19 protein-coding genes and 1 pseudogene are annotated in these 23,397 nt (G+C 71.2%); 7 read left to right on the forward strand and 13 right to left on the reverse strand.

All coding sequences use genetic code 11. The features are described 5' to 3' along the window. Window positions 1–22: 22 nt before the first annotated feature. Window positions 23–814 carry an enoyl-CoA hydratase-related protein gene (locus ATK36_RS11855; protein WP_098511304.1) on the forward strand — a complete coding sequence of 264 codons (792 nt, stop codon included), beginning with the start codon at window positions 23–25 and terminating at the stop codon, window positions 812–814. A gap of 70 nt (window positions 815–884) precedes the next feature. Here the strand turns inward: ATK36_RS11855 and purE are convergent, their stop codons facing one another. The 5 genes from purE to ATK36_RS11885 all read right to left on the reverse strand — a co-directional run bounded on the left by purE (window position 885) and on the right by ATK36_RS11885 (window position 8,009). Then, window positions 885–1,382, reverse strand: coding sequence for a 5-(carboxyamino)imidazole ribonucleotide mutase (purE, locus tag ATK36_RS11860; RefSeq protein ID WP_098511305.1), 498 nt, complete (start codon window positions 1,380–1,382; stop codon window positions 885–887). Window positions 1,383–1,393: 11 nt separating this feature from the next. Then, window positions 1,394–2,578, reverse strand: coding sequence for a 5-(carboxyamino)imidazole ribonucleotide synthase (locus ATK36_RS11865; RefSeq protein WP_098511307.1), 1,185 nt, complete (start codon window positions 2,576–2,578; stop codon window positions 1,394–1,396). A 172-nt stretch (window positions 2,579–2,750) separates the two neighbouring features. Beyond that, window positions 2,751–3,911: a glycosyltransferase 87 family protein gene (locus ATK36_RS11870; protein WP_098511308.1), complete on the reverse strand. Its 1,161-nt coding sequence runs from the start codon at window positions 3,909–3,911 to the stop codon at window positions 2,751–2,753. Further along, window positions 3,892–5,244 (reverse strand): glycosyltransferase 87 family protein, encoded by a 1,353-nt coding sequence (locus ATK36_RS11875; RefSeq protein ID WP_098511309.1) that lies wholly within the window; start codon window positions 5,242–5,244, stop codon window positions 3,892–3,894. Before ATK36_RS11875 ends, ATK36_RS11870 begins: the two co-directional genes overlap by 20 nt. 1,925 nt (window positions 5,245–7,169) lie before the next feature. Next, a complete protein-coding gene (locus ATK36_RS11885) occupies window positions 7,170–8,009 on the reverse strand; it encodes a hypothetical protein (RefSeq protein WP_098511310.1) in 840 nt (279 codons plus the stop codon). Between the two features lie 251 nt (window positions 8,010–8,260). Here ATK36_RS11885 and ATK36_RS11890 point away from each other — a divergent pair, with 251 nt between their 5' ends. Genes ATK36_RS11890 through ATK36_RS11900 form a run of 3 tightly spaced genes read left to right on the forward strand, consistent with a single transcriptional unit; the run spans window position 8,261 to window position 11,711 of the window. Further along, window positions 8,261–10,636: a sigma-70 family RNA polymerase sigma factor gene (locus ATK36_RS11890; protein WP_098511311.1), complete on the forward strand. Its 2,376-nt coding sequence runs from the start codon at window positions 8,261–8,263 to the stop codon at window positions 10,634–10,636. A 10-nt stretch (window positions 10,637–10,646) separates the two neighbouring features. Then, complete coding sequence (locus ATK36_RS11895; RefSeq protein ID WP_098511313.1) at window positions 10,647–11,150, forward strand: GtrA family protein; 504 nt, start codon at window positions 10,647–10,649, stop codon at window positions 11,148–11,150. A gap of 36 nt (window positions 11,151–11,186) precedes the next feature. Further along, window positions 11,187–11,711, forward strand: a complete 525-nt coding sequence (locus ATK36_RS11900; protein ID WP_170069702.1) for a GtrA family protein — start codon at window positions 11,187–11,189, stop codon at window positions 11,709–11,711. A gap of 102 nt (window positions 11,712–11,813) precedes the next feature. Here the strand turns inward: ATK36_RS11900 and ATK36_RS11905 are convergent, their stop codons facing one another. Both ATK36_RS11905 and ATK36_RS11910 read right to left on the reverse strand, forming a co-directional pair. Beyond that, complete coding sequence (locus ATK36_RS11905) at window positions 11,814–13,097, reverse strand: ATP-binding protein (RefSeq protein ID WP_098511314.1); 1,284 nt, start codon at window positions 13,095–13,097, stop codon at window positions 11,814–11,816. 12 nt (window positions 13,098–13,109) lie between these two features. Then, window positions 13,110–13,814 (reverse strand): response regulator transcription factor, encoded by a 705-nt coding sequence (locus ATK36_RS11910; protein WP_098511315.1) that lies wholly within the window; start codon window positions 13,812–13,814, stop codon window positions 13,110–13,112. A 42-nt stretch (window positions 13,815–13,856) separates the two neighbouring features. Here ATK36_RS11910 and hisN point away from each other — a divergent pair, with 42 nt between their 5' ends. Then, window positions 13,857–14,645, forward strand: coding sequence for a histidinol-phosphatase (gene hisN / locus ATK36_RS11915; protein ID WP_098511316.1), 789 nt, complete (start codon window positions 13,857–13,859; stop codon window positions 14,643–14,645). A gap of 66 nt (window positions 14,646–14,711) precedes the next feature. On the opposite strand, the gene ATK36_RS11920 is transcribed toward hisN, so the two are convergent. From ATK36_RS11920 to ATK36_RS11940, 5 genes are all read right to left on the reverse strand, one after another. Then, window positions 14,712–14,972 (reverse strand): hypothetical protein, encoded by a 261-nt coding sequence (locus ATK36_RS11920; protein ID WP_098511317.1) that lies wholly within the window; start codon window positions 14,970–14,972, stop codon window positions 14,712–14,714. Beyond that, the gene (locus ATK36_RS11925) at window positions 14,969–15,775 is read right to left on the reverse strand and encodes a TNT domain-containing protein (protein ID WP_245914649.1); all 807 of its coding nucleotides are present in this window, start codon (window positions 15,773–15,775) and stop codon (window positions 14,969–14,971) included. The genes ATK36_RS11920 and ATK36_RS11925 overlap by 4 nt, the downstream gene beginning before the upstream one ends. 342 nt (window positions 15,776–16,117) lie before the next feature. Next, window positions 16,118–17,059, reverse strand: coding sequence for a hydroxymethylglutaryl-CoA lyase (locus tag ATK36_RS11930; RefSeq protein ID WP_098511318.1), 942 nt, complete (start codon window positions 17,057–17,059; stop codon window positions 16,118–16,120). Window position 17,060: 1 nt separating this feature from the next. Then, window positions 17,061–17,651, reverse strand: coding sequence for a PH domain-containing protein (locus tag ATK36_RS11935; RefSeq protein WP_098511320.1), 591 nt, complete (start codon window positions 17,649–17,651; stop codon window positions 17,061–17,063). 88 nt (window positions 17,652–17,739) lie between these two features. Then, window positions 17,740–18,549 carry a biotin--[acetyl-CoA-carboxylase] ligase gene (locus tag ATK36_RS11940; protein WP_098511321.1) on the reverse strand — a complete coding sequence of 270 codons (810 nt, stop codon included), beginning with the start codon at window positions 18,547–18,549 and terminating at the stop codon, window positions 17,740–17,742. A gap of 80 nt (window positions 18,550–18,629) precedes the next feature. Here ATK36_RS11940 and ATK36_RS11945 point away from each other — a divergent pair, with 80 nt between their 5' ends. Further along, on the forward strand, window positions 18,630–19,718 hold the full coding sequence (locus ATK36_RS11945; protein ID WP_098511323.1) for a C40 family peptidase: 1,089 nt from the start codon (window positions 18,630–18,632) through the stop codon (window positions 19,716–19,718). 174 nt (window positions 19,719–19,892) lie between these two features. Beyond that, a pseudogene (locus ATK36_RS11950) lies at window positions 19,893–20,186 on the forward strand (aromatic-ring hydroxylase C-terminal domain-containing protein); the annotation flags it as partial. A 19-nt stretch (window positions 20,187–20,205) separates the two neighbouring features. Here the strand turns inward: ATK36_RS11950 and ATK36_RS11955 are convergent. Then, complete coding sequence (locus ATK36_RS11955) at window positions 20,206–23,133, reverse strand: ATP-binding protein (RefSeq protein WP_098511324.1); 2,928 nt, start codon at window positions 23,131–23,133, stop codon at window positions 20,206–20,208. Between the last annotated feature and the right edge of the window lie 264 nt (window positions 23,134–23,397).

Raw genomic sequence — 23,397 nt, forward strand, 5'->3', positions numbered from 1 at the left:
TTCCGGAGAAAGGGAACTCACCATGCGACTGAAGATCGAGCAGTCCGGCCGGGTCGTCTGGGTACGGCTGCACCGGCCTGAGCGGCTCAACGCGCTCGACACCGCGATGATGACCGAGCTGATCGACACCCTGACCCCGCTGGACCGGGATCCGGACGTCGGGTGTTTCGTCCTGACCGGGTCGGAGCGCGCGTTCGCGGCGGGCGCGGACATCGCCGAGATGTCCGCCAAGACCGCGACAGACATGCAGACCGAGGATTACTTCGCGGGCTGGGAGGCTTTCGCCGCCCTGCGCACGCCGAAGCTGGCCGCCGTCTCCGGGTATGCGCTCGGCGGTGGTTGTGAACTGGCGATGATGTGCGACCTGATCATCGCCGGTGACAACGCGAAGTTCGGGCAGCCGGAGATCACCCTCGGCGTCATTCCCGGCATCGGCGGCACCCAGCGGCTCACCCGGCTGGTGGGCAAGGCCAAAGCCATGGACCTGATTCTCACCGGACGGCTGATCGACGCCACCGAAGCGGAACGGATCGGCCTGGTCTCCCGGGTCGTGCCCACCGATCGGCTGCTCACCGAGGCGACCGAGGTCGCCGCGCAGATCGCCGGTTACGGCAAGCTCGCCGCGATGGCGGCCCGGGACTGCGTCGATCGGGCGCTGGAAACCGGTCTCTCAGACGGGATCCGATACGAGCGAAGGGTCTTCCACGGGCTGTTCGCGACCGAGGACCAGCGGGAGGGCATGCAGGCCTTCCTGCACAAGCGCCCGGCGGTGTTCACCAGCAGCCGGACGAACAGCCACTCCGGCGGGCAGTAGCCACCGGCAGTTCGAGGATCGTAGCCGCGGCGCGCACCGAGGCGTTCCGCGGCACGGTCCTGCCGAACGGCTATTTCCCGGCCGTTTCCCGCAGCTTGGCGTCCTTGTCCAGCACCAGCTGTTCGAGATCGGCCTGGAACTGCGTGACCTTCGCCTGCAGCTGCAGATCGGTGGAGGCGAGGATGCGCACCGCGAGGAGCCCGGCGTTGCGCGCCCCGCCGACCGACACCGTCGCCACCGGGATACCGGCGGGCATCTGCACGATCGACAGCAGCGAGTCCAGCCCGTCCAGGTACTTCAGCGGCACCGGCACCCCGATCACCGGCAGCACCGTCGCCGAGGCGACCATGCCCGGCAGGTGCGCGGCACCGCCCGCGCCCGCGATGATCACGCGCACGCCGCGATCGGCCGCGGACTTCGCGTAGTCCAGCATCCGCTGCGGCGTACGGTGCGCCGAGTAGACGCCGACCTCGTACTCCACACCGAACTCGTCGAGCGCATGTCCGGCGGCCTCCATCACCGGCCAGTCGGAGTCGCTGCCCATGATCACGCCCACCTGAGCGGCCATTGTGTTCCCCTTCAGTGGATCTCGTAGCCGTCGAGCCAGACGGCGTGGGACAGCCAGTGCGCGGACAACAGCGCGCGGTCGCGCAACTCGTCCATCCGCTCGCCGACGAAGTTCACGTGCCCCAGCTTGCGGCCGGGGCGTTCCTGCTTGCCGTAGAGGTGGATCTTCACCTCGGGGAAGCGGGCGAACAGATGGTGCACGCGCTCGTCCGGCCCCATTTCCGGGGAGACCTCGGCGCCCAGCACGTTCGCCATCACGCACGCGGGCGCGATCAGATCGGTGCGGCCGAGCGGATAGTCCAGCACCCCGCGCAGGTGCTGCTCGAACTGCGAGGTACGAGAGCCGTCCATGGTCCAGTGCCCGGAGTTGTGCGGGCGCATGGCCAGCTCGTTGACCAGCAGGCCGGTCTCGGTCTCGAACAGCTCGACCGCGAGCAGGCCGGTGACGTCGAGCGTCGCCGCGATGCGCAGCGCCAAGTCCTGCGCCTCGTGCACACGGGATTCGGGCAGCCCCGGCGCCGGCACGAGCACCTCGGTGTTGATCCCGCCGGTCTGCACGGTCTCCACCACCGGGTAGGCCGCACCTTGGCCGAACGGCGAACGCGCGACGAGCGCGGACAGTTCGCGCCGCATCGTCACCTTCGCTTCGACCAGCAGCTCGGTGCCTGCGGCGAGCAGCTCCGGCACCGTCTCGCGGACCTGCTGCGCGGTGTCCAGCATCCAGACGCCCCGGCCGTCGTAGCCGCCGCGAGCGGCCTTGAGCACCACCGGAAAGCCGTGCTCCGCGCCGAACGCCAGCACATGGTCCACTTCGGACACTTCGGCGAAGGCCAGCCCCGGCACGCCGAGCCCGGCCATCATCTCGCGCATCACGAGCTTGTTCTGCGCGAACCCGAGCGCGCTCGGCGCGGGCCGCACCACGAACCCCTCGGTGGCGAGGCTCAGCAGATGCTCGCCGGGCACGTGCTCGTGGTCGAAGGTGACCACGTCCACCTGCCGGGCGAACGCCACCAGCGCATCCAGGTCGGTGTGGTGGCCGATGACCACGTCCCCGGCCACCAGCGAAGCCGCGTCCGCCTCGTCGGCCGCCAGCACCTTCAGCGACTGCCCCAGCGAGATCGCCGCCTGATGCGTCATGCGGGCGAGCTGGCCCCCGCCGACCATGCCCACTACAGGGAGCCCAGTACGTTTGTCCATAACGCCATCAGGTTACTGGGCGGGATCGCCCGCACCGGCGGCGACCTGCGCGACACCCGCCGAGCCGGAAACACTCGCTCTGGGTAACCAGACTGCCCGGAGTAGCCACCGCAGGCAATCGATGAACTGCTCGCTAGCTACCCTGCTCTTCGAGTGCGTACGCACCAACGGGCTACTTGGCCAGCCCGGACCGTTCCACCGAAACGAGCAGCCGCATTTCGCGTACCGCCAGCCCGACGATGCCTGCCGCGGCGGCCAGCACGTAGGCGTTGCCGAGGATCTCCCAGCCCAGACCCCAGCCGAACTCGACGCCACCGCCGTTCGGGACGAGCATCACCACCTGGGAGCCGAACAGCACCACGGCAGCGGCCGCCCACCAGCGCCGTCCGGTCCGCACCAGCAGCACCACCAGTGGGATCGCCCACACCCAGTGGTGCGACCAGGAGACCGGCGACAGCAGCAGGCCGTAGAACGCCGCGACCAGCAACGCCTCCACCGGTTCGCCGCGGCGGTGGAAGCGCACCACCAGCCACACCGCGGGCACGGCCAGCAACGCGCCCACCGCGAGGGCGGCCGTGGTCGACCACGGCGCGAGCGCGGACGCCCGGTTGACCAGGCCGTTGAGCGACTGGTTGAAGATCCAGTGCACACTGCCGATGCGGTCGGGGTCGAACACCGCCGAACCCCAGTAGTCCGCCGCATCGCGCGGCGCGATGACGAACATCACCGCCTGCAGCCCGGCGAACATGCCGAGCGCCCGCAGCGCGTCCCGCCAGCGGCCGGTGAACAGCAGGTAGGGCACGAAGATCAGCGGGGTCAGCTTGACCGCCGCGGCCACGCCGATCAGCGTCCCGCCCAGGCGCGATCCGCGGGCGCACAGCACCAGCGCGTCGAGCACCACGAGCGCCATCAGGATCAGGTTGATCTGGCCGAGGAACAGCGTCTTCCACACCGGTTCCAGCAGCAACGCACCCAGCGTGGCCACCGCCAGCCACGCGCCCCGGAGCCGCCCGGCCACCGCGAGCACCACCGTGACCGAAGCCACCGACAACGCCGTGGCCACGCCCCAGGTCAGCCCCGGGGGCACCAGCGCGAGCGGCACGAACGTCAGCGTCGCGGCCGGAGGGTAGGTGAACGGCAGCCGCACCCAGTCCGGCAGCGTCGTCAGGTCCGCGGAGTACAGCGGCTCACCCTTGAGCAGGGTGGCCGCGCCCGCCCGGTAGACCGCGCTGTCCGCGCCGAGATGCCAGCCACACAGCCAGACCACCAGCCCGGCCACCAACGCGAGCACCGGCAGCACGGCCGGCCACCGGTTATCGCGCAGGATCGACACCGGGACCGTCCACGAGCTCGCGGTCCCTTTTCCGGCGTTGCAGGCCCCATCTGGCGACCAACGCCGCCGCGAGCACCACCGGCATCAGGATGTAGGCGGCTCCGAGCACGTTCTGCCACACCTTCCAGTGCAGCTCCACGTTGCGCCCGTTGGGCAAGATCAGGAGTACGCAGCTGACGAACACGAAACCCACCAAGAACGTGCCCAGCCAGCGTTTCCAGGCTGTCGCCGGGGTGGTCTTCGGCAATCTCGAAACGAGCAGCACGATCAGCGGCGCGACCCACACCCAGTGGTGCGTCCAGGAGATCGGCGAGATCAGCAGGATCCAGAACGCGGTGACCAGCAGCGAGGCCAGCGGCTGGCCACGCCGGTGGAAGCGGAGCACCAGCCACAGCGCCGGAATCGCCAGCACCAGCCCGATCCCGATCGCCACCTTCGACGCCCACGGCGCGAGGTCGGTGGCCCGGTTCATCAGCGCGTTCAGCGACTGGTTGCCCGCCCAGTGCACCGGGCCGATGCGGCCGGTGTCCGGCAGCGTCTTGGTCCAGTACTGCCAGGCGTCGTGCGGGTTCACCAGGAACAGCAACGCTTGCAGGCCGACGAAGGTGATCAGCCCGCGGATCGCGTCCTTGCGCTTGCCGGTGATGAACAGATGCCCGAGGAACACGATCGGGGTGAGCTTGATCGCGGCGGCGACCCCGACCAGCACCCCGCCCCACCGGCTGCCGCGTGCACCGAGCACCAGCATGTCCAGCAGCACCATGGCCATCAGGATCAGGTTGATCTGGCCGAGGAAGATCGTCCGCCACACGGGTTCGAGCCCGAGGAACACCAGGAAGAACACGATCGTGGAGCGCGCGGGCGAGGCCCACCAGCGCGGCCCGTCGGCCGACGGCCGGGGCAGCGCGCCGATCGCGATCCGCACGGAGAGCGCGAGCGCAGCGAGCGAGACGACCGTGACGAACCCCCAGGCGACCTGCGTCGGCACGATGGCGAGGGGGAGAAAGAGCAGAGCCGCGGTCGGTGGATAGGTGAACGGCAGCAGCGCCCAGCCCGGCTCGGTCGGCAACGTGTTGGCGTCGTAGAGGTTGTCGCCGTGGAGCAGCTGCAGCGCGCCGGCGCGGTAGACCGCGCTGTCCACGCCGAGGTTCCACTCGTGCACCCAGCCCCAGATACCGACACCGACCGCGAGCAGCGGGACGAGCGAGAGAATCAGCATCGACCGGGGACGTACGGAGAGCCGGGTCAGGGATCGGCGCAACGCCAGCCGTGGCTGCCCGGCAGCGGCCGCGGGAGCTTCGCCGGACAGGGCGGGGGGGACGGTCCTGGTCACCGCACCAGGAAATCATGAACATCCGGACGCTGGTCAGGAAGGGTGACCACAGACGGGCCGGAGCGGGGATCGCCAGTGGCGGTGGCAGTGGCAGTGGCAGTGGCAGTGGCAGTGGCAGTGGCAGTGGCAGTGGCAGTGGCAGTGGCAGTGGCAGTGGCAGTGGCAGTGGCAGTGGCAGTGGCAGTGGCAGTGGCGGTGGCGGTGGCGGTGGCGGTGGCGGTGGCGGTGGCGGTGGCGGTGGCGGTGGCGGTGGCGGTGGCGGTGGCGGTGGCGGTGGCGGTGGCGGTGGCGGTGGCGGTGGCGGTGGCGGTGGGGTGGCGGTGGCGGTGGCGGTGGCGGTGGCGGTGGCGGTGGCGGTCGGTGCCGGTGGTTCGCGGTCTGCGTCGGCCGGTGGCGGTTGGTGCCGGTGGCGGTTGGTGGCAGTCAGTGGCGCGGTTGGTGGGTCGCGGCGGTCGGCGGAGGCCTGGGGTTTGGCCGGGGAGGCGGGTTTCTGCTGCTTCGGGCGGGGTTTGGTGCTCTGCGGGCGCGGGCGGCTGAGGTTCGGTTGCTTCTGCGGCGGGCGCAGGCAGGGGAGGTTCGGTGCCCTGCGGCGGGCGCGGGCGGGGGAGGTTCGGTGCCCTGCGGCGGGCGCGGGCGGGAGTTCGATGCTTTGGCGGGGTGTTCGGTGCTTTGGCGGGGTGGGCGTGGTGCTCTCGCCGCTGGCTGTTTCGCTGCTGCTTCGCTGTTGTTCTGCCGCCGCTTTGCGGCCGGGGTGTTCCGGTGTTTTGCAACGGGGTTTCCGTTCGCTCCGCCTCCCCCTTGGGCCGCGGATACGATGCGGACGTAGCTGCTCACGAGCCCGCTCTATGGCACGAAAGTCGTGCTCACGCAGCTGCTTTACGGCGCGAAAGTGACCTTCGCCTCGGTCACCCGTCGCGAACGGCCCCTTGCCCCCAAGCATCTGACACGAGAGTCACTCCCACTCGCATGCCACCCCCGGCATGAACGGGACCTTCATTTCATCGAATCGACACGATCGGCCCGTTCGTACCACACACCTGGCACGAAAGTCCCTCTCCCTCCGCGCGCATCGGAGCGAACGGCCCACTCACTTCCCGGCCCCGGCGCGAACGTCACTCTCGCTCCACCTGCCCCTCGGGATCGAGGATCGTTCGCCGCCGAGCCGATGCGAACGGCCCGTCCGCCCCGAACATCCCGAACACCCCGGTGCGAACATCACCCTGGCTCCGCCACCCGATGCGAACGTCACCTCGGACCGCCCCGCCTGGTGCGAACGTCACCCCCGCTCCGCCAGCCCGACGCGAACGTCCCATTCCCACCGCGAGCCCGACGCGAACGTCCCATTCCCACCGGCGTGAACGGCCCCTTCGCACCGCCCGCTCGACACGAGAGTCAATTTCGCTCCGCTGTCTCGATGTGCCCCCGGACCGGAGCGAACGGCACCTTGGCACCGCGCACCCTGACGCGAAGGTCACTCTGACTCCACAGGTGTGAAGCGGAGGTCACTTTGGCTCCACAGACCGGGGGTGAAGGTCCCCTTCACCCCCGGTGACCGGCACCAGCAGCCCTTTCGCGCCGCCCACCCGCCCGGCACGAGCGGCCCTTTCGCGCCGCCCACCCGCTCAACACGAGCGGCACCCTCACCCCGCCCCCGGGCAGGGTTCCGGCAAAGTTGGTCGGGGACCCGGCAGCGGGCGATGCGGACGTGTGTGCGACCACCTCGTGGCGTGCGCCGGACCGGTTCCGGGTCTGTGAAGGGGCCCTTCACAGACTCAGAGTCCGTGAAGGGACCCTTCACAGACCTCCACACCAACTTTGCCGGGACCCTCACCCCGCTCCCGGGCTTCCGGTGCGAGCGGCACCCTCGGCCCCGGAGCCCAAGCGATGAAGCCCCTCGCGTCCCCGAAACCCACCCATCAACGGCGTCAACCGTGCGCAAGATCCGTAAGCAGGGCACAAGCATGCTCATGCGTAGCAGGCAGGCGGACGGCGGAGACCTGCGGCAGGACGACGTCGCGGAGCTGGGCGTCCGCCGAGAGGCGTTCGTTGAGGCAGCGGCGCAGGGCGACGCCGCGGGAAGCCAGCCGTTCGTCGCGGCGGGCAAGGACGGCTACCGCGGACGGGCCGAGCGTCGCGTAGCTTTCGCCGGTGTCGAAGACTGCTCGCACGGCGTCGGCGACCAGGATCATCGTGGTCAGCCGTGGCCAGCCGGCGACCTCGCCGAGGTCCACCCGGACGACGAGCAGGACGTGGTCATCGCCGGTTTCGCTGCGGTAGACCTCGCCGAGACGGGTGCGCAGGTACGCCGCCGAAGGCAGGCCGGTGAGCGGATCGGTGACCTCGGTGTGCACCAGCTGGTCGGTGGCCACGTCAGCCCAGGCCAGCGCGGTCACCCTGAGTAATCGAGCGGGGGTGGCATCTACATCCGGTGAGACGAACCCGTCCACGGCAGTGGGATCTGCGAGCACTGCATGTAAGGCGGCTAGATCGGACAACGTCTCGGACAAACCGGCGCCGGCCGCGGCTCTGGCCCGGCCGAGTCCGGCCAGCGCCGTCTCCGCGCCGTTCGACCCGTGCCGCATGACGGCCGCGCACACCGCATCCACCTCGGGCAGCGCCCAGTCGCTCGGGAAACGCCAGCCCGCCGCGAGGCTCGCCGTGCGCCAGCGGGCGCGCAACGCCCGGAGGTGCCGGTCCCGGTCGAAACGGGCGCGTGCCCGCCCATCCGCGGAACCGGACCACGATCCGGTCGCCGGTACGTCCACCGCGCCCGCCTCCTTCCGGTCGTGTCGATCTTGTCCCCATCCGGGGAAGGGACTTACCCGGATGCCTGCCGTGACGCGCGTTTTCCGATCTTTTTCCGGTCCGGCCGCCGGACGTGGAGTGAACTCTTTGCGCCGTCGGTGTCAACCGGTCGACCACAACGTGACGAGTATCGCCGCATCCGTCACACTTGGTACGCGTTGTACTAGTGAACGCGGCTGGCACCGGCCGCGTCCGCCGACGAAGGAGCCCCGTGTCCACCGTTCCCGCCGATCTCTCCGGTAAGAGCGACGCCGAGTTGATCGCTGAGGTACGCGCCGGGCAGATCGCGTCCTACGGCCCGCTGTACGAGCGGCACAGCGCAGCCGCGCACAACCTCGCCCGCCAGCTGGCCCGGTCCAGTTCCGAGGCCGACGACCTGGTCTCCGAAGCGTTCTCCAAGGTGCTGGACACGCTGCGCGGCGGCAAGGGACCGGACACGGCTTTCCGCGCGTACTTGCTCACGGCCCTGCGGCACACCGCGTACGACAAGACCCGTCGCGACCGCAAGCTCGACCTCAACGAGGACATGACCGACGTCGGCGGTGCCGCCGGCGAAGCGCTCACCGTCCAGTTCTCCGACACCGCTGTCGCCGGTCTGGAACGGACCATGGCGGCGAAGGCGTTCGCGCGGCTGCCGGAGCGCTGGCAGGCCGTGCTGTGGCACACCGAGATCGAGCAGCAGAGCCCCGCCGAAGTCGCGCCGTTGCTGGGGCTGACCGCCAACGGCGTGTCGGCGCTCGCCTACCGTGCCCGCGAAGGGCTGCGCCAGGCGTACCTGCAGGTCCACTTGCAGGAAAACGGCGCCGATCGCTGCCGTGCCACCGCGGACCGGCTCGGCGCCTGGACCCGCGACGGACTGTCCAAACGCGAACGTTCCCAGGTGGAGAACCACCTCGACGAATGCGAAAACTGCCGGGCGCTGGCCGCCGAGCTGGCCGATGTCAACGGTGGCCTGCGCGCGATCATCGCACCGATCGTCCTCGGTGGCGCCGCTCTCGGTTACCTGGCGACGATCGGCGCGGCCAAAGCGAGCGCGGCCACTGCGGGAGCCGCGGCCGGCGCCAGTGCCGTCGTGGCAGGCGGCGCGAAGGCGGGTGTGGCGGCCGGCGCGAAAGCTGGTGCAGCAGGCGGGGCAAAGGCCGGTGCGGCAGCAGCCGCGGCCGGACCGCGGCAGTTCGTCGGGGTCGCCGCTTCGGGGGCCGCGATGGTGGCGGCGGTCGCCGTCGCGCTGGCCGCCGGTGGCGGGCAGCAGACGATCCCGGCCGCCCAGCAGGTTCAGCAACCGCAGCCAGTAGCCCCGGCACCGCGGCCCGCACCACCGCCTGCTGCCCCGCCGGCGCCTGCGGCTCCTCCCGCGCCACCGGCACCCCAGGCACCCCCGCCGCCGGCGCCACCGGCCCCGGTTCCGCCGCCCGCGGCACCTCCGGCAGCCCAACCTCCGGCAGCCCCGGCCGCGCCCCCCGCGCAGCCGCCCGCCGCTCCGGCGCCGCCGAAACTGTCCGCGACGTCTCCGCCGAGCGGGGTCGAGCTGAAGCCCGGCGGCGCACCGGTCTCCCTGCCGATCACCGTGCGTAACGACGGTGGCAGCGTGTCCGAGCCGGTCCAGGCCACGCTCACCTTGCCGTCTGGCGTCTCCGCGGTGCCCGCGGGTGGCGGCGGTGGCGCAGCCGGTTCGTTCGCCGCCGAAGCCGCGCCGCAGTCCGGCTCGCTCAACGTCGCCTGCCCCGGCGGGACCGGCACGGTCACCTGCAGGACCGGCTCCGGCCTCCAGCCCGGACAGACCGCGGTACTCACCTTCCGCTTGCAGGCCGCGCAAGACGCGCAGGGCGGCACAGTGACCGGCTTCGTCTCCGCGGGCGTCGCAGTGCGGATCCAGGTCAGCGTGCCGGTCAAGGTGCAGACTCCGACGGACGATCTTCTGCTGCAGGCGGATGCGGACCGGCTCTCGTCGTTCCCGTGGAACCGCAACCCGCTCATCTACGTACGGGTGCGCAACACCGGCGAGAGCACGAAACCGGTCACCGTGACCTTCGACCACGCGCTGTTCCAGTCGTGGAGCCTGAGCGGGTTCGCCTGCACCCCCGGCGGCGCCGGTGCGACGTGCACCACGCGCACCGCCCTCGCGCCGGCTCAGCAGGCCAGTCTCTGGGTGCGGGTCAAGGGCCGCCCTCAGCACAACGCCCCGGTGACCGTGACCGCGACGCTGGGCAAGGCGACCAAGAGCAAGCAGGTGCGGTTCGGCTGCTGGCTCGGCATCTGCGAGGTGCCTTACCCCACCGGCCCGGTGCCGACGCTGCCCTCGGCCCGGCCGGCACCATCGTCCACTCCGGACACGTCCACTCCGTCCACTTCGGAGAGCCCGTCCACCTCGAAGAAGCCGCGCCCGCAGCCGAGCACCCGCAGCACTCCCCCGGCCTCGCCGGCCGACACTCCGGAGAGCACGTCCAGCACCCCGGCCACGACCACCACGAGCGCACCCCCGAAGCCGGGACCCGGCAAGTCCGATGATTCGGATAAGGGCCGCGAATCCGGTGATCAGCCGCCGTCCATCGAGCCCCGCAGCTTCTTCGGCTGGTTCATCCAGTAGCGTCCGGACGGTGCGCGAGTTCCTGACGAAGCACCGTGAGCTGCTTCGATTCGCCGTGGTCGGCGGCACCAGCTTCGTGATCACTGCGGTGATCACCTACACGCTGAAGCTCACCGTGCTGCGGGAGAACCCGGTCACCGCGCTGATCGTCGGCGTGCTGATCGCCACGATCTTTTCCTACGTGGCCAACCGGGAATGGTCCTTCCGCACCCGCGGCGGCCGCGAACGCACGCACGAGGCCGCGCTGTTCTTCCTGATCAGCGGGGTCGCGCTCGGCCTGAACGCGGTGCCGCAGTGGATCTCGCGATACGTACTGGACCTGCAGGCGCCGCACGTGAGCCTGGTCGGCCAGGAAACGGCCGATTTCGTCAGCGGCATGATCCTGGGCACCCTGCTCGGCACGCTGTTTCGCTGGTGGGCGTTCAAAAAGTGGGTGTTCCCCACCGAGGGCGCCCGGCTGCGCGCGGTCGCACCGCCCGCCGAATCGGGCGAAACCGGCCGGAAGGCCGCCTGACACCCGGGGTGACCTCGGCTTCTCTAGACTGGTCGGGTGACCGTCGTGGAAGCCGTGCTCGCCCGTACGCCCGCCCCGCTGCGTGCGGTGCTCATCAAGCACCGGGAGCTGCTGAAGTTCGCGATCGTCGGCGGCACGACCTTCCTGGTCGACAACGGCGTCTGGTACCTGCTGAAGCTGACTGTCCTGGAGGCCAAGCCGACCACCGCGAAGGCGATCGCGATCATCGTCGCCGCCATCGTGTCCTACGTGCTGAACCGGGAATGGTCCTTCCGCACCCGCGGCGGCCGCGAACGCACCCACGAGGCCGCGCTGTTCTTCCTGATCAGCGGAATCGCGGTGGTGGTGAACCTGATTCCGCTGTACCTCTCGCGCTACGCGTTGCACCTCGAGGTGCCGCACGTGACCAGGCTCGTGCAGGAGGCCGCGGACTTCGCCAGCGGTTCCGTCATCGGCATGCTGCTGGCCATGGTCTTCCGCTTCTGGGCCTTCAAGAAGTGGGTCTTCCCGGACGAGCTGGGCGAACGCCGCCGCGAGCACGTCACCCGCCTGCCACGCTGACCCTCAGCCCCGACCCCGCCCACCTCCGCTCGCCCCGCTGTGGCTCGGCGTGAGGGCGGGGCAAACGGGCGGGAGCGGGGTGGCGAGGGGGTAGCGGGCGGCTCAGCGGGGGGCCGGCTCGGCGGGCCAGCGGACCTCGCCCACGTCGTCCGGCCGTGGCACCTTCAGGAACAGGCTGAAGATCGCCGGGCGCTTGTTCGACAGTTCCAGCCGGCCGCCGTCCGCCTCGACCAGCGCCCTGGCCAGTGCCAGGCCCACGCCGGTGGAGCCGCCGCCGGAGAAGCCGCGCTCGAAGATGTGCGGGGCGATCTCGTCCGGCACGCCGGAGCCGGTGTCCCCGACCTCGATCACCACGGTGCCCTCCGCGTCGCCGCGGCGGGCGACCACGGTGACCGTCCCGGCGCCGTGCCGCAGGGCGTTGTCCAGCAGCACCCCGATCACCTCGCGCAGCCGTGCCGGGGTCGCGCGGACCACCAGCCCGTCCGTGATCTTCATCCGCAGGTTCCGGCCCTCGGAACGCAGCAGCTGCCGCCATTCCTCGGCGATCGCGGGCAGGCTGACCGGCAGGTCCACCGGCTCGGCGTCGGCCTCGCGCGCGGCGCGGGCCGCGGCCAGCAGGTCCTCCAGGGCCTGTGCCAGCCGGTCGGCCTGCTCCTGCGCGGCGCGGGATTCCTCGGCCACGTCCGCGTCTTCGTGCAGGGTCAGCGGCTCCAGCCGCAGCTGCAGGGCGGTGAGCCGGCTGCGCAGCTGATGCGAGACATCGCCGACCAGCTGCCGCTCCCGTTGGACGAGCTGGGCCAGCGCGGACCCGGAGGTGTCCAGCGCCTCGGCGAGCATGTCCAGTTCGGCCACCCGATACCGGCTCGGGTCGGGCCGGAAGTCACCGCCGCCGAGCCGGGACGCGCGGTCGGCGACGTGCCGCAGCGGTTTCGCCAGCCGCCGCGCGGTGACCGTGGCGACCACCGTGCCGGTGCCGACCGACAGCACCACCAGCAGCACCACCAGCAGGGTCACCTGGGTCTGCTTGGTACGCACCGGTTCGCTCGGGATGGCCAGGATCACCGTGCCCCGCCGGGCGGTCGGCGCCGATTCGACCACCGGGTCCGGGCCCGGGTTCAGGCCGAGCTGCTTCTCCGGGATCCCGTCGCCGCGGATGGTGAGCAGCCCGCCGTGCGGCACGCCGACTCCGAACTGGTCGATGTCCACCTCCTGGCCGTTGGCCACCTGGGTGTCCACCGTCGCGGCGATGTTGCGGGCCCGCTCGGCCAGGCTCTCCCGGTTCAGGTTCTCCACCAGCCGCCAGGCGGTCACGCCCAGCGGAATGCCCAGCACCGCCGCCGTGACCAGCACGGCGAGCAGGATCGCCAGCAGGATCCGGCGGCGCATGCTCATCGGCGGCTACTCGACGTTGAACCGGAAGCCGACCCCGCGCACGGTCGCGATCCGCCGCTCCGCGTCGGAGTGCGCGGTCTTCGGCGCGCGCCCGCCCGCCGCCTCGTCCGCGGCCACCGTGAGCTTGCGGCGCAGCCAGGACATGTGCATGTCGAGCGTCTTGGAGGTCTTGGACTCCAGGTCGTTCCACACCTCGGCGAGGATCTCGTCCCGGCTGACCACCTGGCCGGCCCGGCTCATCAGCACCCGCAGCAGCTCGAACTCCTTGTTCGCCAGCTGCACCTCCTGGGTGTCCACGGTGACCAGCCGGGCACCCAGGTCCATCCGGACCCCGCCGGCCTCCAGCACCTCGGGCACCCGGCGGCGCAGCAGCGCGCGGATCCGGGCCAGCAGCTCGGCCAGCCGGAACGGTTTGGCCACGTAGTCGTCGGCGCCCGCGTCGAGGCCGACCACGAAGTCCACCTCGTCGGTGCGCGCGGTGAGCATCAGCACCGGCAGCTCGGTCCCGCTCGCGCGCAGGCGGCGGCACACCTCCAGCCCGTCCATCCCGGGCAGGCCGAGATCGAGCACCAGCAGGTCCACCCGGTGCGCCGTGGTCGCGGCCAGTACCGCCGGACCGTCGGTGACGACCTCGATCTCGTACCCCTCGCGCTGCAGCGCGCGCGACAACGGCTCGGCGATGGCCGGATCGTCTTCGGCAAGTAGGACCATGCTCACCTGGCCAACCTTACGGCGAACCCCCGTGAAACCATCGTGACCGTGCCCGGCTACGACGAAGACCTCACCCTCGCCACCCGGCTGGCCGATGCCGCCGACGCGCTCACCACCGCCCGGTTCCGCGCGCTGGACCTCGCGGTATCGGCCAAACCGGACCGCACCCCGGTAACCGACGCGGACACCGCCGTGGAGGACGCGATCCGCGCGATCCTCGCCGCCGAACGCCCGGACGACGCCGTGCTCGGCGAGGAGCGCGGTGGCAGCGCGGACGCCCGCGGCCGGGCTTGGGTGCTCGACCCGATCGACGGGACGAAGAACTTCCTGCGCGGCGTGCCGGTGTGGGCCACGCTGATCGCGCTGGTCGAGGACGGCACGCCGGTGGTCGGCATGATCAGCGCACCGCTGCTCGGCCGCCGGTGGTGGGCCGCTTCGGGCGGCGGCGCCCACCTGCGTGACGCCGCGGGCGAGCGGGCGCTGTCGGTGTCCGGAGTGGCCGCGCTGTCCGACGCGTATCTGTCCACAACGGACTTGAATACGTGGTCCGAGTACCACTCGCGGGAGCGCTACCTCGCGCTCGCCGAAGCTTGCTGGGAAACCCGCGCGTTCGGCGACTTCTGGCAGCACTGCCTGGTCGCCGAGGGCGCGCTGGACGTGGCCGCGGAGTGCATCGTGAACCCGTGGGACGTGGCCGCCGCGCAGGTCATCGTGACCGAGGCGGGCGGGCGGTTCACCGACCTGTCCGGCGCGCCGACCTACAAGGGCGGCTCCGCCCTCTCGACGAACGGCCTGGTGCACGACGAAGCGCTGGCGTTGCTGCGCCGGTGAAATGCCGTGAAGGGCCCCTTCACAGACTCTGAGTCCGTGAAGGGCCCCTTCACAGACTTGGCGGCGTCAGTGAGCGCCGGGCAGGACGCCGACGGCGCCGCGGGCGACCTGTGACCAGGTGAGCCGGCCGAACAGGTAGTGGCAGGCGACCTGTTCCGAGGTGAACGCGGCCCAGTCGTAGCGGTTGCCCTGCTCGCGCCAGAACACTTCCCAGCCGCCCGAGGTGGGCATCAGGCACCACGTGTTGTCCGCCTCGGCGCCGACCGAAACGACCTCGGCGGGCACGCCGATCACGTCCAGCCACCGCCGGATCGACTGCGTGTTCATCGCGCCTCCCGCGTGATGTCGGCCAGGAACCCCAGGGTGAGCAGTTCGTCGGCGGACAGCACCGCGCGGTAGCGCACGCCACCGCCGGGCTGCCCGAACCACCCCGCGGCGGTCGAGCGCCACATCGGCACCGGCTGCTCCACGCGGTAGCGCCGGTACCCGGCCCGCAAGGCCGCGGGCGGCAGCGAACGCCGGGCGAAGGGCGTGCCCTCGGGGGCGAAGATCCGGCCGTGCTCGCCGCCGAAGCGGTCCAGCAGGGTGCCTTCCGGCAGCACCACCGGCTCCGCCGCATCCGTCCCGCCTTCGGGAAATTCCTTCGCGGACGGCCACACGTATTCGGCGCCGTCGACGAATCTGCTCTCCCACTCCGGGCCTTCGGGCGGCCGGTAGCCGTCGAGCACGGCGGCGGGCGGCGACGGGTCGGCGGGCGGCGTGGGCGAGCGTCGAAAGCCTTGGGCGACATACCCGAGCACGGTGGTGTCTTCGAGCAGCGCGGACTCCGGGTGGTCGGCGGGCGGGTACCGGCGGGCCCGCGACGGCAACTGGCGCTCGGGGTGATCCGCGGCCACCGGCAGGTGCCCGAGCGGGAACATATGCACCAGGAACAACGCCAGCACGCTCTCCCGGTCCGTCCGCAGCGAACCGACCGGCGGGCGCGTCACGGGTCCGGGCCGCACACAGGTACCCGACGGCGGAGTCGGCACGTCGTCGAAGCCCCGTTCGAGGAACCCGCGGTACTGGCGGGGCACCTGCACGGGGCCGGTGGCCACGTCGGTGTCGGCCAGTTCGGGCTGATCGGACACGGGCACCCTCTTCTCGGTCGCGCCGGCACCGGTAAAGACGTTCGTCCCGCCGGGTGGTTCCGGCCGAGCGGGAGCTCCATTTTATCCGGCGAAGGTAATCTTCCGCCGCACCAACGCGCGGACGGCGCCGCGCGGCCCGACGCGACGGAAACCCGTTCCGGTGACCAAACCCGCCGCGACGTTCGGCAAGACTCGCAGCGGTCGAGTGTGCGAAACGCGACTCCCGTCGACGAATACCGCCGGCCCCAAGGGCTTTCCGGCTTCCGCCGCGGCCCGGAATAACTCGCACCCCGCCCCGGGCCGGAGAACCGGGCGGACGGGCTCCGTCGAACGACTCGGGCGTCAGCCGCCCAGCGCGTTCACCACCCGGGAGGGGGACGGACGGCCCAGCTGCCGGGCCATCCACCCGCTCGTCTCGACCAGCGCGCGCAGATCGACGCCGTGCGCCACGCCGAGCCCTTCGAGCAGCCACACGAGGTCCTCGGTGGCCAGGTTGCCGGTGGCCGATTCGGCGTACGGGCAGCCGCCGAGGCCGCCCGCCGAAGAGTCCACAGTGGACACGCCGGCGCGCAGGGCCGCCTCGGTGTTGGCCAGTGCCTGTCCGTAGGTGTCGTGGAAATGCACGGCGAGCGCCGAGACGTCCACTCCGGCCTTCCCGAACGTCTCGATCAGCCTGCTCACCTGCCCGGTGGTGGCGACGCCGATGGTGTCGCCGAGGGACAGCTGCGAACAGCCGAAGTCGAGCAGCCGCTGCCCGGCCCGCACGACCTGTTCCGCGGGCACCACGCCCTCCCACGGATCGCCGAAGCACATCGACAGGTAGCCGCGCACCTCCAGCCCCTCGGCACGGGCGCGGGTGACCACCGGCTCGAACATCGCGAACTGCTCGTCCAGCGAGGAGTTGAGGTTCTTGCGCGCGAAGGTCTCGGTGGCGCTGGCGAAGATCGCGATGTGCGAGACGCCCGCGTCGAGCGCGCGGTTCAGCCCGCGCTCGTTCGGCACGAGCACCGGGTACCGCACACCGGGACGGCGGTCGAGCCCGGCGAGCAACTGCTCGGCGTCGGCCAGCTGCGGTACCCACTTCGGGTGCACGAAGCTGGTCGCCTCCAGCGTGCTCAGCCCGGCACCGGCGAGCCGGTCCAGGAATTCGAGCTTGACCTCCACCGGGACGACCGAACTCTCGTTCTGCAGCCCGTCGCGCGGGCCGACCTCCCAGATGGTCACCCGCTCCGGCAGCCCGTCCGCCGGGACCCGCTCGGGCAGTCCCACCTCGAGTGCACCCACCTCAGCGCCTCCTTCCACGCGGAGCCCGCCGCTGCGGCGGCAATGGCTCGGTCTGCTGGGCGCCGGGGCCGCCCCGGCCGGGATCGACCGGATAATCGTCGTACGGGTTGTCGTTGACTTCGCGGTAGATCACCGTGTGCACGTGCTCGACCCGCGGGATGTCGTCGAACTTCAGCGGTTCGTCGGAGGCCGATTCCACGATCAGCGTGCCACAGCCGAAGACCCGGTCCAGCAGGCCGTGTTCGAACCTCACGCTGTTGATCCGCGACAGCGGGATGTCGATACCGGTGCGCTTGAGCACGCCTTCCCGGGCGATCAGCCGGTCCGTGGTGACGATGAAGTGGGTGCTGCGCCAGCGGACGAACGGCGTGAAGAACAGCCACACCACGAGCACCAGCGCCACCACACCGATGGCGATCAGCGCCACGCTGTTCCACGGCGCCGCCGCACCCGAGGACAGGGTGAGCAGCCACACCGCCGCGCCCACCGTGATCAGGAACGCCAGGAAGGGGAAGATCAGCATCTTGAAGTGCGGGTGACTGTGCACCACCACATGCTCGTTCTCGCTGAGCAAGTCTTCCGGATAGGCCACGGCGGATGCTCCCTGATGTGTGCCGATGCTGGTAGTCCCACCGTACCGGCGTGCGGCGGTCACGGCGCCCGCGGACACCGGTCCGGTTTCAGACCGGGCGGACGTGGACCACGTCGCCCGCGGACACGGTGAGCCTGCGCCCGTCCGGCACGTCGACCTGCAGCCGCCCGTCCGGGTCGAGATCCGCGGCCCGGCCGGTGAGTTCGGTGCCGTCCGGCAACTGCACGCGGACGTCCTGGCCCAGTGTCGCGCAGCGGACCCGGTAGTCCGCGAGCAGCCCGGCCGCGGCCGGCTCGCCGCCGGACTGGCGCCAGCGCCGTTCCAGCTCGTCGAAGTGGGTGAGCAGGGCGAGCGCGAGCGTGGTGCGATCGGTCTCCGTCGCGCCCTGCTCGGCCAGCGAGGTCGCGGGCAGCCCGCCCGGACCGGCGGGCACGTCGGCGCCGAGCGGCAGCACGTTGAGCCCGATGCCGAGCACCACGGCGGTCTCGTCCCCCCCGACCGCCTCGGCGAGGATTCCGGCGCACTTGGCCCGCTGCGGACCGGCGAGCATGTCGTTGGGCCACTTGAGCACGGCGTCCACCCCGGCTTCGGTGGCCACCGCGTGGGCCGCGAGCCCCGCGACCACCGACAGCGAGCCGAGCGCGGCGAACGGCACACCGGCCGGGCGCAACGCGATGCTCAGGTACAGCCCGGCGCCCTTCGGTGAACTCCACGTCCGGGCCCGGCGTCCGACCCCGGCCGTCTGCTGCTCGGCGAGCAGCACGGTGCGGTCCGCCGCCCCGTTTTGGAGGGCTTCCCGCAGGTCCGCGTTGGTGGAGCCGGTCGTTTCGACCACGTCCACCCGGGCGTACCGGCCGGCGAGCCCGTCGCGCAGCCGTGCCACGTCCAGTTCAGCCATATACCCACCCTAGGAGAGTCCCCCTAACGCGCAAGCGACTCGCTCGTTACACAGAAGTGCGCTCTTCTAGATTGGACGCCGTGACCCCGCCGGAGAGCACCGCTGAAGCCACGAAGCCCTCCTGGGGCCGTGGCGCGCTGTATCGCGGGCTGGTCGTGCTGCCGCTGGTGGCGGGTCTGGTCACGGCGGGCTGGATCGTTGCCGACCGTGGCGAGCCGTCCGCTCCGGCCCCGGTCGCGGCGTCCGCCACGGAACCCGCGGTGAGCGGCCCGTCCGTGCTCGAAGCGAGCGCGCCGTTGCGTGCGCAGGAGCCGGTGCAGGACGCGGCAAGCGGTGGCGGGTCTCCATTGCAGCAGTGGGCGGATTCGCTCGCCGGGCCGTTGGACATCCCGGCGACGGCGTTGCTGGGCTACGCGAACGGCGAGCTTGCGTTGCGTGCGGAGGACCCCGGCTGTCACCTGTCGTGGGTCACGCTGGCCGGCATCGGCGAAGCCGGAACCGACCACGGCCGCCGCCAAGGCACGCTGATGGGGCTGACCACGGCGCAGTGGAAGAAGTACGGAACGAAGATCAGCGGGATCCCCAAGCCCACACTCACAGATCCATCGTCCGCCGCGATCGCCGCGGGTCGCGCGCTGTGCGCCGGCGCCGGGAATCTGACCGCGGGCAACGGCTGGTGGAAGGCGACGGCCGACTACCACAGCGGCAGCGGTATGGAGCTGTTCCGGCAGCAGGTCCTCGGCTACGCGCAGCTGTACGCCACGCTGTCGCTCGACAAGGACAAGGCCGCCACCCCCGCTGTACGCGCCACCCGATTCGCGTTGGGACAGCTGGGTTTGCCGTACGTGTGGGGCGGCAACGGGCCAGACGCGGGTGCTGCGGGCTTCGACTGTTCCGGCCTCACCAAGGCGTCCTACGAGAGTGCGGGCGTCAGTCTGTCCCGGACTGCGGACAGCCAGTTCCGTTCGCTGCCACCGGCCGCTGAGCCGCAGCTGGGCGATCTGGTGTTCTACGGCAACCCCGCCGTCCACATCCACCACGTGGGCCTCTATGTCGGCAACGGCTTGATGATCAATGCCCCGACGGAGGGCCAGGCCGTGCAGATCCACACCGTCCATATTCCTGGGGACGACTACGCGGGGGCCAGGGTGCCGGCAAAGTCGGCGTGAGGGGCCTGCGCAGACGGCGGAGGTCCGTGAAGGTCTGTGAAGGGGCCCTTCACGGACTCTGAGTCTGTGAAGGGCCCCTTCACAGACCCCGAGACAGGTCTGGCGCACACCGCGAGGTGGTCGCGCATCTCGAACACCGCTGCTTCGCCCGCTGCCGGGCGTGATCGACGAAGCTACGACTTCGGCGCGGGCCCGGACCTGCTCGGCCGCCGCCTGCGTGACCTCGACCTGAACCAGGGACGCCTCTACGACCAGTTGCATCGCGGCCGCGGACTGGTGCTGGACCGCACCGAAAGCCTGACCGTCGGCGGGTGGTCGGACCGGGTCGATGACCTCGCGGATCGCACCGCTGTACTGGATGTTCCGTGCGTCCTGCTCCGCCCGGACGGTCACGTCGCCTGGATCGGCGACGATCAGCAGGACTTGACCGACCACCTCGCCCGATGGTTCGGCAAGCCCGCAGCCTGAGCAACCGAAAGGCCCGGGACTACTGGGTGGCCGCGCGCGCTTTCGCCTCCGCCACGGCCACCCAATGGGGCGAGCCGGCCCGGCGGGCGAGTGCGGCGGCCTGCCGGTAGTGCTCGGCGGCCGGGCGGCCCAGTTCCGTCGCCAGGTCGCCGAGGTAGTACGCGACCGGGCCGAGCGTGACGAAGCCCGAACCGGCTCCGGCGAATTCCCCGGCGGCCGGGGTGAGCAGGGCGTACCGGCGTTCCGCTTCGGCACGGCTGTCCGGGGTGCTCAGGCAGGCGCTGAGTTCGAGGAACAGGTCCGGCCGTTCCGGCAGAGTACGATCCATTGTGGGCACAAGACCGTGCGCGCGGTACAGGCAATGCCGTGCCAGCGCGACCATTTCCCGGTCGAGGCCGGGCATCTCGCTGCCGGAGAGGCGGGCCGCGGCGGTGCGATACGCCGCTTCGGCCGCAGTGAGCGGGCCGGTCACAGCGAGTCGCAACGCGCGGTACCACTCGGTGAATACGCCGACGAGCGGAAGGCCGTACTCCACGCCGAGCGAGTCCGCGGCAGCTGCGTGGGTATCGGCCACGGCGAAGTCCGCCAGCGCCGAGTTCGCTTGTACCAGCACGAGGTGACCGAGCACTTCGAAGGTCACGAGCCGGTGCCGCCCGGCCGTCTCGATCAGCTCGGCCCCGATCCGCGCGCGTTCGGGGGCCAGCCCGGCCCGGGTGAACGTCTGTGTCCAGCGCGCGTTCAACGCCAGCGCCAGCAACGCGGGGTCGTCGGCTTCGCGCGCCAGCCGCTCGGCTTCGAGGGCCGCTTCGCGAGCGCGAGAACCACCGTCGCTGCGCAGTTCCAACGCGATCGTCGCCAGCAGGCGGGCACGGATCCGCGGTCCCGGCCCGGTCGCCAATACCCGCTCGGCAGCATCGGCGATCCGACGGGCGAGTGCGGGATCGTCGTTGTCGGTCCAGACTCCTGGTACGTCGAACGCGGTCAGCACCCGCGTGGTCAAGTCCAGATCGGCGCCGGCGAGGTCGAGTGCCTCGGCGCGGTATCGGCGAGCCGCGGCCAGCGAACCAGTGATCGCCGTAGTTCGCGCCAAGCCCATCAGCAGCTCGGCCGTCCGCGGGCCGTGCGTCAACGCCGCTTGCCAGAGCCGGGCTGCTTCATGGGGCGCGAAGTCTCGCTCCGCGCGTTCTGCGGCGGCTTGTGCGTAGCCCACCCCACGATCGTCGCCAGCACGCAGGAAGTGGTGTGCCAGCGAGGAAATCTCCCCCGGACGACGGCGCATCAGCAGCTCGCCCACCTCGGCGTGCAGCCGCGCCCGTCGAGCCAGCGGAATGTCCTCGTATACCGCGTCGCGAACCAGCGCATGCGCGAAACGGAACTGCTGCGGCCCGTTGAAAACCAGGAATCCTCTCTGCACAGCCGTTTCCAGCTCGGTGAGCCCGTCGCCAAGGAGCCAGGGATCGACCTCGCCACCCACCACCGCAGCCTTGTCCAGCACTGCGCGGACGGCCTCGGTCAGACCGCCGAGCCGATGCCGCACCACATCCCGAACGCCGTCCGGCAGGTCTCCCCCGGCATCGAGCACGCGAGCGAGTTCTCTTACGAAGAAAGGATTTCCCCCACTACGGTGATGAATCACCGCCGCCGCATCCGCACCGACCAGTTCCGCCACCGCCGTCACGGACAGCCCGCTCAGATACAGCCGAGCCGGGCCGAAGCGCGCCATCCGGCCCAATGCGGCGGACAGCTCCGCGGACACCTCGGTGCTCCGGTAACTCGCCACGACCAGTACCGGCATCGGCTCCGCCACCACCGCGGTGAGTAGCGCGAGCGTTTCCTCGCCAGCCCACTGCACGTCGTCGAGAACCAGCAGCAGCGGAGCACGACGTGCGACCTCAGCGAGCCGGGCCACGACCGCGTGCTGCCAGAGAAACCTTGCCACCGCCGGATCCTCGGCCGGCTCGTGCGGCGGAACCGGCTCGCCCAGAGCGTTGAGGATCCGCGTCCACGGCCAGGCCGGCGGCACCCCGGCGCCGTCCGGATTCGTACCCCACGCCGTGACCCGGCCCAGCCGGGCGGCGAATTCCTCCAGCAGCGCTGTCTTCCCCGCACCTGCCTCGCCGGACACCAGGATGAGGCGCGTCCGGTCCGCTGCCTCGGCCAACGCCTTCAGCTCCGATTCGCGGCCCACGAGCCGCTCCCGGCGCACAGGCGGGGTCAGCTGCGGCGCCTGAGCCAGCACGTCGCGTTCCAGCTGTCGCAACGCAGGCCCCGGATCGACGCCGAGTTCGGCGGCCAGCACCGCCCTGGCCCGCCGCAGTGCCGCGAGCGCGTCCCCTTGGCGACCGGCCCGGTACAACGCGAGGACGAACAGCCGCCAGGCTTCTTCCCGCAGCGGATGAGTGTCCACATGGGATTCGAGATCCGGCACTGCCTCCGCGGGCCTGCCGAGTGCCAGGAGCCCCGCCGCACGCCGTTCCAGTGCGAGCAAACGAAGCTCGTCCAGCCGCGAAATCTCCGCGGTGGCCCAAGGCTGGTCGGCGAACTCCGCATACGGTTCGCCACGCCACCACCCGAGCGCTTCGTCGAGCCGCGCGACGGACGGATTCCCCCGCAGCACTGCCTCGAACCGCCAGGCGTCGACCTGCTCCGGCTCCACGCGCAGGGCATACCCGGGCGCCTCGGTGACCAGCAGGGTCGCCGGCGCCCTCGGCGGCCGCTCGGGCTCAAGCGAACGCCGCAACGCGCCCACGAACGTCTGCACCGCACCAACCGCACCCACCCGCGGCTGTCCCCACAACGCTTCGACGAGCGCGTCGGCCGAAACAACCTGGCCGCGCGCGACGAGCAGCCGCGCGAGCACCGCACGATGCCGGGGTCCGGGCAACGCCACCGGCCCCTGCTCGTCAGCGGCCGTCAGCGGACCGAGCACCGAAAACGACACAGCCATCGGTTCCGCACTGTAACCGGGCGGGGAGGGCCTCGGCGACTCCTGATCACGGCGTGGCCCGACCATTCCTGGATATGGTTTCGGCAAACCCGTCGGTTCGCTGCCCTGGCGACACCCGCCGGCTTGCGCCGCCGGCCGAAAGAAGCATGATGACGGCTGCGGCTCGCCTGCACGTCAGCGACGAGTTCCCCGCGCTGCTCGACGGATCGACGCACTGGCCGAGCGGTCGGGCTCACCACCGGCGCCGTCGCCGCTTTCCTCGAC

This window comes from Amycolatopsis sulphurea (assembly GCF_002564045.1).
GTDB lineage: Bacteria > Actinomycetota > Actinomycetes > Mycobacteriales > Pseudonocardiaceae > Amycolatopsis > Amycolatopsis sulphurea.